This is a genomic window from Bradyrhizobium altum, assembly GCF_020889705.1.
In the GTDB taxonomy this organism is placed as follows: Bacteria; Pseudomonadota; Alphaproteobacteria; order Rhizobiales; family Xanthobacteraceae; genus Bradyrhizobium; species Bradyrhizobium altum.
Window position 1 is genome coordinate 39,432 of the sequence record NZ_JACMYP010000031.1, and the last position, 10,306, is coordinate 49,737.

10 protein-coding genes are annotated in these 10,306 nt (G+C 65.7%); 1 reads left to right on the forward strand and 9 read right to left on the reverse strand.

All coding sequences use genetic code 11. The features are described 5' to 3' along the window. Position 1: 1 nt before the first annotated feature. The 6 genes from nusB to glyA all read right to left on the reverse strand — a co-directional run bounded on the left by nusB (position 2) and on the right by glyA (position 4,774). A complete protein-coding gene (nusB, locus tag H8B02_RS11485; RefSeq protein ID WP_097673462.1) occupies positions 2 to 496 on the reverse strand; it encodes a transcription antitermination factor NusB in 495 nt (164 codons plus the stop codon). A 2-nt stretch (positions 497 to 498) separates the two neighbouring features. Then, positions 499 to 990, reverse strand: coding sequence for a 6,7-dimethyl-8-ribityllumazine synthase (gene ribH / locus H8B02_RS11490; protein ID WP_229166337.1), 492 nt, complete (start codon positions 988 to 990; stop codon positions 499 to 501). 208 nt (positions 991 to 1,198) lie between these two features. After that, positions 1,199 to 1,807: a riboflavin synthase gene (locus H8B02_RS11495; protein ID WP_229166338.1), complete on the reverse strand. Its 609-nt coding sequence runs from the start codon at positions 1,805 to 1,807 to the stop codon at positions 1,199 to 1,201. Beyond that, on the reverse strand, positions 1,807 to 2,967 hold the full coding sequence (ribD, locus tag H8B02_RS11500; RefSeq protein WP_229166339.1) for a bifunctional diaminohydroxyphosphoribosylaminopyrimidine deaminase/5-amino-6-(5-phosphoribosylamino)uracil reductase RibD: 1,161 nt from the start codon (positions 2,965 to 2,967) through the stop codon (positions 1,807 to 1,809). Before ribD ends, H8B02_RS11495 begins: the two co-directional genes overlap by 1 nt. After that, positions 2,964 to 3,446 (reverse strand): transcriptional regulator NrdR, encoded by a 483-nt coding sequence (nrdR, locus tag H8B02_RS11505; RefSeq protein ID WP_050400938.1) that lies wholly within the window; start codon positions 3,444 to 3,446, stop codon positions 2,964 to 2,966. The genes ribD and nrdR overlap by 4 nt, the downstream gene beginning before the upstream one ends. Before the next feature lie 26 nt (positions 3,447 to 3,472). Next, the gene (glyA, locus tag H8B02_RS11510) at positions 3,473 to 4,774 is read right to left on the reverse strand and encodes a serine hydroxymethyltransferase (protein WP_229166340.1); all 1,302 of its coding nucleotides are present in this window, start codon (positions 4,772 to 4,774) and stop codon (positions 3,473 to 3,475) included. Between the two features lie 640 nt (positions 4,775 to 5,414). Between glyA and H8B02_RS11515 the strand changes: the two genes are divergently transcribed. Beyond that, positions 5,415 to 7,691, forward strand: a complete 2,277-nt coding sequence (locus H8B02_RS11515) for a TonB-dependent siderophore receptor (protein WP_229166341.1) — start codon at positions 5,415 to 5,417, stop codon at positions 7,689 to 7,691. A gap of 256 nt (positions 7,692 to 7,947) precedes the next feature. Here H8B02_RS11515 and H8B02_RS11520 read toward each other — a convergent pair whose 3' ends face one another. From H8B02_RS11520 to H8B02_RS11530, 3 genes are all read right to left on the reverse strand, one after another. Continuing rightward, positions 7,948 to 8,229 (reverse strand): hypothetical protein, encoded by a 282-nt coding sequence (locus H8B02_RS11520; RefSeq protein WP_229166342.1) that lies wholly within the window; start codon positions 8,227 to 8,229, stop codon positions 7,948 to 7,950. 147 nt (positions 8,230 to 8,376) lie between these two features. Beyond that, positions 8,377 to 9,876: a tripartite tricarboxylate transporter permease gene (locus H8B02_RS11525; RefSeq protein ID WP_229166343.1), complete on the reverse strand. Its 1,500-nt coding sequence runs from the start codon at positions 9,874 to 9,876 to the stop codon at positions 8,377 to 8,379. Beyond that, positions 9,876 to 10,304, reverse strand: coding sequence for a tripartite tricarboxylate transporter TctB family protein (locus H8B02_RS11530; protein ID WP_229166344.1), 429 nt, complete (start codon positions 10,302 to 10,304; stop codon positions 9,876 to 9,878). Before H8B02_RS11530 ends, H8B02_RS11525 begins: the two co-directional genes overlap by 1 nt. Positions 10,305 to 10,306: the final 2 nt, after the last annotated feature.

Consider the following 10,306-nt stretch of genomic DNA (forward strand, 5'->3'; position numbering starts at 1 on the left):
TCTAACTCCGCACAAACTCGTCGCCGCGGAACTGGCGTGCGATCTGGTCGAGCACGGCGTTGACCATGCCGGTCTCGTCCTTCTCGACGAAGGCGTGCGCGACGTCGACATATTCGGAAACCACGACGCGGCCCGGCACGTCCCGGCGGTGCTCGAGTTCATAGGACCCTGCTCGCAGCACCGCGCGCAGGATCGCGTCGATCCGCTTCAGCGGCCAGCCCTTCGACAGCGCCTCGTCGATCAGGGGATCGAGCTTGGCCTGGTCGCGCACCACGCCGGAGACGACGTCGCGGAAGAACGCGGCTTCCGCCGGCAGGTATTTCTCGCCCTCGACCTCGTTACCGAGCCAATGGCTCTCGAACTCGGCGAAGATGTCGTTGATGCCGGCGCCCCCGATGTCCATCTGGTACAGCGCCTGCACGGCAGCGAGCCGCGCTGCGCCGCGCCGGTTGGCTTTCCTGTCGGGGGCTTTCGCGGGCTTCTTGTTGTCAGCCATGGTCAGGCCTTTGCCAGGCGGCGCTTGATCCGCAGCATCGCGATCGCCGCGCGCGCGGCGTCGCCGCCCTTGTTCAGCTCGCTGGCACGCGCCCGCGCCCAGGCCTGCGCCTCGGTGTTGACGGTGAGGATGCCGTTGCCGAGCGGGAATTTCCGGCTCACGGCCAGATCCATCAATCCGCGCGAGGACTCCTGCGAGACGATCTCGAAATGGATGGTGTCGCCGCGGACCACGCAGCCGAGCGCGATCGCCGCGTCATAGGGCTTGCCGTTCGCCGCCGCGGCGTCGATCGCAATCGCGATCGCGGCCGGAATCTCCAGCGCGCCCGGCACCGTGATCACGTCATGGCTGGCGCCCGCCGTCTTCAGCTCGGCGAGCGCGCCTTCCAGCAGCGCATCCTGGATATCGTCATAAAACCGGGCCTCGACGATCAGCACGCGTGCGCCTGATATGTCGGTCTGGTCCTTCAGGGGTGCGCGCCGCGCGTCAGCCATTGCAATACCAATCGGAACTTGGGGAGGAGTTGTGCTGCGTTTTAGGCGCAGCAGGCGGTAAAGCCAAGGGCAATACTGGCCCGGATGTCACCGCGATCAGCCTGATTTTTCAGGTCGGCTTCGCCCGCAATGCATAGGCCATCCGGGCGGAAGCCCGCCCGGAGTGAACAGGCAGATAAGGACGTCTGTCTCGGCCACAATGCCGAGGCTATTTCATCTCCGACAGCCGCGCCGCATAGCGGGCCATCAGATCGACCTCGATATTGACCTCGCTGCCGGCCTTCCAGCCGCGCAGGGTCGTGACGGACAACGTGTGCGGGATGATCAGCACCGAGAAGGTGACATCGTCGACCGTATTCACGGTCAGCGACACGCCGTCCAGCGTGATCGATCCCTTCGCGGCGATGAAACGCGCCAGCTCGCGGGTGGTTCGCAGCTCGAACCGCGCCATGTCGGGCAGATCGTCGCGCTTGACGATGGTCGCGATCCCGTCGGCATGGCCGGCCACGATATGACCGCCGAGCTCGTCGCCGATCTTGAGCGCGCGCTCGAGGTTGAGCCGGCCACCCTGCGCCCAGTGCCTGGCGGTGGTCATGCCGAGCGTCTCTGCCGCGGCGTCGACATCGAACCAGGTCTTGCCGTCAGCCGTGCCGGAGGCGACCACGGTGAGGCAAACGCCGTTGCAGGCAATCGAGGCGCCGTCTGCGATCGTGGTCTGGTCATAGTCGCAGGCAATCCGCATCCGGTGCAGCTGCCCCTGCGCCACGGGCTTCAGGCTTACGATCTCACCGATATCGGTGACAATTCCGGTAAACATTACGCACGCTCGTAGATCATGAGACTGTCGTTATCGAGGGTTTCGCTAGCACGAAGGCGGAAGGCGGGCGACTGCGTGATTGCGGCCAGCGGCAATGCGTCCAGCGCGGGAACGCCATCGGCACCGATCGGTTCAGGTCCGCGCAACAGCCAGATTTCATCGACAAGACCGGCTGCCACGAAAGAATTTGCCACGCGTGCGCCGCCCTCGACCATCAGCCGCGTGATGCCCTTCTCCGCCAGCGCATGCAACACCGCCGGCAGATCGAGCCCCGGCTGCGCGCCTGAGGCAACGCGGATCACCTCTGCCCCGGCAGCGCCGAGCTTCATCGCGGCCGGCGCCTCGGCAAGATCCGACGCCATCACCCAGAGCGGCGTCTCGCGCGCCGAATGCACCAGGCGGCTGTCGCCCGAGATCCGCAGCGCGCGATCGAGCAGCAGGCGCACCGGCGAACGCGCCGCCATGCCGGGCAACCGGCAGGTCAGGAGCGGATCGTCGGCCTTCACCGTCCCGATGCCGACCAGGATCGCATCGCTCTGCGCGCGCAACAAATGCACGCGCCTCTGCGCGGCCTCGCCGGTGATCGCAACCTGCTTATGGCCGCCGGCTGCGATCTTGTCGTCGGCGGACACCGCGAGCTTGAGGATCACATGCGGGCGCTTGTCCGTGATACGGCGAAAATGCCCGGCATGGTCGCGCGCGGCCTCGGCCGCGCACAGTCCGACATCGACCGCGATTCCTGCAGCACGCAGCTTGGCGTGCCCCTTCCCGCCGACCTCCGGATTGGGGTCCTCGATCGCCGACACCACGCGGGCGAGCCCGGCCGCGACGACGGCATCCGCGCAAGGCGGCGAGCGGCCGAAATGCGAGCAGGGTTCGAGCGTGACATAAAGCGTGGCGCCGCGCGCCGCGTCACCCGCGCGCCTCAATGCCTCGACCTCGGCATGCGGGCGGCCGCCGGGCTGGGTCCAGCCGCGGCCGACAATCACGCCATCCTTGACGATGACGGCGCCGACGGCCGGATTAGGCCAGGTGCGCCCGAGCCCGCGGCGGCCGAGCGCGAGCGCGAGCTGCATGAAGCGCAGATCGGCGGCCCTTGCCGTTTCCTTCGCCTCCTTGGCCTTCTGCCCGAGCTGCTCTTCCAGAATGCGGAAGATCATTTTCGCAACGTCGCGATCCGCGGGTCCTCTTCGCCGGTCAGCTCGTCGAGCACGGCCTCAAAGTCCTTGGCCTCGCGGAAGTTACGATAGACCGAGGCGAAGCGCACATAGGCGACGTCGTCGAGCTGGCGCAGATGCTCCATCACGATCTCGCCAATCGCCTCCGAGGAGACCTCCGCCTCGCCACCGCTTTCGAGCTCGCGGACGATGGTGGACACCATCTTCTCCACCCGCTCGGACTCCACCGGGCGCTTGCGCAACGAGATCTGCAACGAGCGGACCAGCTTGTCGCGGTCGAACGGCACGCGGCGGCCGTTGCGCTTGATCACGGTGAGCTCACGCAGCTGCACCCGCTCGAAGGTCGTGAAGCGGAAGTTGCAGGCCATGCAGACGCGCCGCCTGCGGATGACGGCAGAGTCCTCGGTCGGACGCGAGTCCTTGACCTGCGTATCGAGAGAATTGCAGCTCGGGCAGCGCATCCGACGGGACCTTTACGAGCGAACGTCTACTGGTAGATCGGGAAGCGATCGGTCAGCGCCTTGACGCGTTCCTTGATCGCGGCCTCGACCAGCGGCGCCTTGCCGTCCGGCGACTGCGCCAGCGCGTTCAGCACTTCCGCGATCATGCCGCCGACCTGCTTGAACTCGGCGACGCCGAAGCCACGGGTGGTCGCCGCCGGCGTACCGAGACGCAGGCCCGAGGTGACGAACGGCTTCTCGGGATCGAACGGGATGCCGTTCTTGTTGCAGGTGATCGCAGCACGCACCAGCGCCTTCTCGGAGATGTTGCCCTTCAGGCCCTTCGGCCTGAGGTCGACCAGCATCAGATGGTTGTCGGTGCCGCCGGACACGATGTCGAGGCCGTGGCCGCGCAGCGTCTCCGCCAGCGCCTTGGCGTTCTCGACCACGTTCTTGGCGTAGATCTTGAAGTCCGGCCGCAGCGCTTCGGCGAACGCGACCGCCTTCGCCGCGATGACGTGCATCAGCGGGCCGCCCTGCAGGCCGGGGAAGATCGCCGAGTTCAGCTTCTTGGCGAGCGTCTCGTCATTGCTGAGGATCAGGCCGCCGCGCGGACCGCGCAGCGATTTGTGCGTGGTCGTGGTGGTGACGTGGGCATGCGGTACCGGCGAGGCATGCACGCCGCCGGCGACGAGGCCCGCGAAATGCGCCATGTCGACCAACAGATACGCGCCGACAGAATCTGCGATCTCGCGGAAGCGCTTGAAGTCCCAGGCGCGCGAATAGGCCGAGCCGCCGGCGATGATCAGCTTCGGCTTGACCTGCTCGGCTTGCTTCTGGACTTCGTCCATGTCGATGATCTGATCCTCGCGACGCACCGTGTAGTGCGCGGCCTTGAACCACTTGCCGGACATGTTGACCGGCGAGCCGTGGGTGAGATGGCCGCCGGCGGCGAGGTCGAGGCCCATGAAGGTGTCGCCGGGCTGCAGCAGCGCCAGAAACACCGCCTGGTTCATCTGGCTGCCGGAGTTCGGCTGGACGTTGGCAAACTGCGCACCGAACAGCTTCTTGGCGCGCTCGATCGCGAGGTTCTCGGCGACGTCGACCCACTCGCAACCGCCGTAGTAGCGCGCGCCCGGATAACCTTCCGCGTATTTGTTGGTCATCACCGAGCCCTGCGCCTCCAGCACGGCGCGGCTGACGATGTTCTCGGAGGCGATCAGCTCGATCTCATGGCGCTGCCGGCCGAGCTCGCCCTTGATCGCGGCGGCGATCTCGGGATCGGCCTCGGCAAGGGTTGCCGTGAAGAAGGAATCGGGCGCGGAAGCGGTCTTGGAAGATGAGGTCATCGGCGAAATATCTCCACCGCCGCAAGCCTTTAGGTGGGATGCGGACGGTCACGAGTGGCGGTCGAAGCTGGTTTCAGAGGGTTATCACATCACCCCAAAATGGCCAAGCCGTTGCGGTCCCCGGCGGTCAATTATGCCAGATATGGTGGGGATGCCGGGGATTGCCAGCCGGCGGGGCCGGCCCTCCCCGCCCCGGTTCCGGTCCCCCTCCCCGCAGGCCATAGCTGCGGGGACCGCGGGGGCGGACGGGGAGCCCCTTTCCCGATCGCGCGACCAGCCGAGGCTGACGCCTCAAGGCGAGCCGCGCCCCCTCGAGCTTCGCCAGTGCCGCTCCCCCAATCACGCTTCAGTCAATCACGCGACGTCCGTCTCTCTCGATCATCACGCGCGCGATCATGATGCATCGAGTCACGAGATGATTTTGAATCGTTCGATTTTTGAATCGTTCTTTGAATCGCTCAACACTGGATCGATTCAAGCCTCTCACGCGATGCGTGCAATTGTGCGTCGTACTCCGTTGTCCCTCAGTCACACACACGAGCTTTGCGCATAGCTTCGATAGCTTCTAACGGCGCGCGGGCTGTTCGCGAAAATCATCGTGATAACGACGCCGAAGAAATCTTCTCTTTGGGGGCGTTGAATGACGGACGGATGGATTCGGCCGCAGCGGTTTGCTGCTTCGGCTCTGGTGGTGCTTTCGGTTGCTGGTGCGGACGAGGTCTTCGCGCAGACGCAATTGCCGTCCGTGACGGTCGATGCGCCCCACCGGCAAGCGGCGCGGTCGCAGCAGCCATCGCAACGGACCACGCGCGCGCGAAGCGCCTCGCGCCGCGCAACGGTCGCGCCCGTGGGAGCGCAGCCACAGGCGGCACAGCAGTCTGCAAGCGCCGGCGGCGGACACGAGCGCGCCAACGGCCCGGTCACCGGCTATCTGGCGCGGCAGAGCGCCAGTGGCACCAAGACCAGCACGCCGATCATCCAGACGCCGCAATCGGTGACGGTCATCAGCGCCGAACAGATCCGCGATCAGAAGATCGTCAGCAAGTTCGACGAAGTGCTGCGCTACACGCCGGGCGTCATCGGCGGCACCTATGGCGCCGATTTCCGCAACGACTGGTTCATGATCCGCGGCTTCCCCGCGCAGAACGAGTCGCTGTTCCTCGACGGCCTGCAGCTGTTCTACACCTCCTATGCGAGCTGGAAGCTGCAGCCCTTCAATCTCGAGCGCGTCGAGGTGCTGCGCGGTCCCTCCGGCATCCTGTATGGCGGCTCGGCGCCGGGCGGCCTCGTCAACGCGGTGAGCAAGCTGCCGCAGGCGGAGCCCATTCGCTACATCGAGACCGGCGTCAACAATTTCGGCAACGCCTATACCCAATTCGACATCGGCGGCGCGGCGGCGCAGCCCGGCGGCGGCCAGGTGCAGTATCGCCTGGTCGGCCAGGTCCAGGGCGGCGGCACCCAGACCGACTATGTCTACGACGACAATTTCTTCTTCGCCCCGTCGGTGACCTGGCGGCCCGACGCCGACACCAGCCTCACCGTGTTCGGCATGGCCTCGCACAGCAACACAAGGGCGCTGAACTTCCTGCCCTATGTCGGCACCGTCACCAATGCGCCGTTCGGCCGCATTCCGACCAGCCTGTTCGTCGGCGATCCCAGCGTCGACCAATTCCGCCGCGACCAGGAGATGGTCGGCTACCAGTTCCAGAAGAGCGTGACTGACAACGTCGATTTCCGCCAGAACGCGCGCATGGCGCATGTCGACGTCTATTACGCCGGCCTATACGGGCTCGGCTACGCGACGACGCTGGCGGCGGCCGACATCACCCGCGGCAATTTCTACACCCGCGGCATCGCCACGCAGCTCAACCTCGACAATCAGCTCGAATACCGCTTCTCCACCGGCGCGCTGCAGCACACCGCGCTGTTCGGCCTCGATCTGAAATATTACGGCATCGACGACCGGCAGGGTTTTGGCATGGGCACGAATCTCAACGTGTTCAATCCGGTCTACGGCAATAACCTGCCGTATAGCGGCCCGCTGTATCAGAACGCCTATCTGACCCAGGGCATGGCCGGACTCTATCTGCAGGACCAGGTCAAGCTCGATCGCCTGACGGTCGTGCTGTCGGGACGCCAGGACTGGGTCGATCTCACCAACAACAATCGGATCGGCGCCGATCAGAGCCGCCAGGACAGCAAGTTCTCCGGCCGGATCGGCGCGATCTACAATTTCGACAGCGGTGTCGCGCCCTACGTCTCCTACATGACCGGCTACAATCCTGTCATCGGCACCAACGCCGCCGGCCAATTGCTGCTGCCGGAGACCTCCGAGCAGACCGAGGTCGGCATCAAGTACGAGCCGGTCGGCCTCAACGCGCGGTTCGGCGTCGCGCTGTTCGATCTCAAGCGCAAGAACGCGCTGACTACAGATCCGAACAACACGCTGTTCCAGACCCAGAACGGCGAGGTCACCTCGCGCGGCGTCGAGCTCGAGGCGGTGGCGAACATCACGCGGGATTTCAAGCTGGTGGCGAGCTACACCAATTACGAGCTGTTCGTCAGCAAGGACCTCAATCCCGCGCTAATAGGCACCGTGCCGACCAACACGCCGCGGCAGCTCGCCTCGGTCTGGACTGACTATACGCTCCGCGACGGCCCGCTGAACGGCTTCGGCTTCGGTGGCGGCGTACGCTATGTCGGCGCGTCCTTTGCCGACACCGCGAACACCGCGCGCGTCCCAGGCGTCGTGCTCGGTGACCTCGCCTTGCACTACGAATGGGACAACAACTGGCGCGCGGCGCTCAATGTCGTGAACGTCACCGACAAGATCTACGTCGCGAGCTGCGCGACGATCAGCTCCTGTTACTACGGCGATCGCCGGCGCATCACGGCAAGCCTCGCCTACAAATGGTGAGCGTGCCGCGAAACATTTCGTTCACAAATCCATCATCGAGACAGAGGGGCGGCGTTCAGCCGCCTCTCCATTTTTTCGATGCCGTCAGGGTGGTGTCAGCATCTCGCGCTAGGTTCGCGGCGCGGCTACAGTTGCCGCGCCCAGACTGGCCCGCTCCGAATTGCGAGCCCCGGAGCGGGCCTTTTAGGTGACGAAGGTTTCCCGTGGCAACCCAAGGGCATTCGAGTCCGTCGCACCGGCCGCCCGCGGGTCGATATCAGAATGCACTCTTGAACTGCGCGACATAGTCGGGGCTGCCATAGACCCACATGGGCTCGTCGCATTGTCGTGAGCCTATGTCGTTCGTGCAGGCGGAACTCCACGGCGGAGCCGCGATCTGACGACCGACGATCCCGTATCCTTGCAGTCCGTTGCCGATTGTCGGTCCTGTGCCGACATGCATTCGATCGCTGCCTCTGCCGGTTCGCGCATGAGCAATGGCTTGGGTCGCAACAGATGGCACCAGCATGGGCGCCGCCAGAAGGTAGATGGCCTTCATCGTTCAGCCGCCTTGATTGCGCCTCGCGCGGGCGAGGCATGTGTACGTTGCTGAAAGGAAGACCGAGATCGGGGTTTCTATATTTCCGGATCACGCAAATGTTGGCAGCGTTACCGTCTGTCTCGACGCGGCCGATGGATTCACATCCTAATCTTCGTTCGCCTTGAACCGCCCGAGTCCCCTGAGCACGAACGGTGCAAACAGCGCGATCAGCGCGATGCCGAGCAGCACAGCCGACATCGGGCTTTGCAGCAGCACCATGGGATCGCCGAGGCTGATCGCCAGCGCGCGGCGCAGCTGGCTTTCCGCGATCGGCCCGAGGATCAGCCCGATCACGACGGGCGCGATCGGGAAATCGAACCGCCGCATCAAGAAGCCCATCACGCCGAACGCCGCCAGCATCGACAGCTCGACGACCGACGGCTTTGCCGCGATCGTGCCCATGGTCGCGAACACCAGGATGCCGGCATAGAGCCATGGCTGCGGGATCGCCAGCAGCCGCACCCACAGCCCGACGAGCGGCAGATTGAGCACCAGCAGCATGCCGTTGGCGATGAACAGGCTCGCGATCAGGCCCCACACCAAATCGGGCCGCTCCGCGAACAATAGCGGCCCCGGATTGAGCCCGTATTGCTGGAAGCCCGCAAGCATCATCGCCGCGGTGGCCGAGGTCGGCAGCCCAAGCGTCAACAGCGGCACCAGCGTGCCCGCGGCGGACGCGTTGTTGGCGGCTTCGGGTCCGGCGACGCCCTCGATCGCGCCCTTGCCGAATTCCTCCGGATGTTTGGTCAGCCGCCGCTCGGTTGAATAGGACAGGAAGGTCGGGATCTCGGCGCCACCGGCCGGCAGCGCGCCGATCGGAAAGCCGAACAGCGTGCCGCGCAGCCACGGCTTCCACGACCGCCGCCAATCCTCCCGCGTCATCCACAGCGAGCCGCGCACCGGCTCGAGCTTCTCCTCGGCGTGATGACGGCGCGAGGCGACATAGAGCGCCTCCCCGACCGCGAACAGGCCGACCGCGAGCGTCGTCACCTCGACGCCGTCGAGCAGCTCGGGGATGCCGAACGCAAGCCGTGCCTGGCCGGTGAGCTTGTCGATGCCGACCAGCCCGAGCGTCAAACCGATGAACAGGCTGGTGAGCCCGCGAACCGGCGAGTCGCCAAAGGTCGCCGATACCGTCACGAAGGCGACGCACATCAGCGCGAAGTAATCCTCCGGCCCGAACCGAACCGCGACGTCGACCAGCCATGGCGCGAGGAATGCGAGGCCGATGGTGGCGATGGTGCCGGCCACGAATGAGCCGATCGCCGAGGTCGCCAGCGCCGGGCCGCCGCGGCCGGCCTTGGCCATCTTGTTGCCCTCGAGCGCGGTCGCCATCGACGCGCTCTCGCCCGGCGTGTTGATCAGGATCGCGGTGGTCGAGCCGCCATACATGCCGCCATAATAGATGCCGGCGAACATGATCAGCGAGCCGCCGGGATCGAGCTTGTAGGTCACCGGCAGCAACAGCGCGACCGTCAGCGCCGGACCAATCCCCGGCAACACGCCGACCGCGGTGCCGAGGAACACGCCGATCAGGGCGTAGAGCAAATTCATCGGCTGCATGGCGACCGCCATGCCGTGCGCCAGCGCGGCGAAAGTGTCCATTACAGCAGTCGCTCCAGCGGGCCGGCGGGCAGGCTCAGCGTCAACAGTTTGTCGAACGCGAGGTAGATGAGGGTCGTGATCACGAGCGCGACGGCGGTGTCGGCCGCGACGGCGCGCCGGCCGAAGGCGGCCGACGTGGTGACGAACAGCGCCGAGGTGGCGAGGATGAAGCCGCCGCCGAGGCCGATAATGGCGATCAGCAGCGCCAGGCCGCCGATGATCAGCCACACCGGCTTCGGATCCATGCTCTCGCGCGGCGGCAGGTTGCCGCGCAGCGCGTCGATCAGATTGCCGACCGCGAGGATGACGAGGCCGATCGCGATCACGATCGGCATCGCCTCAGGCCCCATTCCGTACATCGTGGTGGACGGCAGCTTGCTCGCGTCCCATACCAGCACCGCGGCGAGCCCGGCAAGCGCGGCGGCGATCG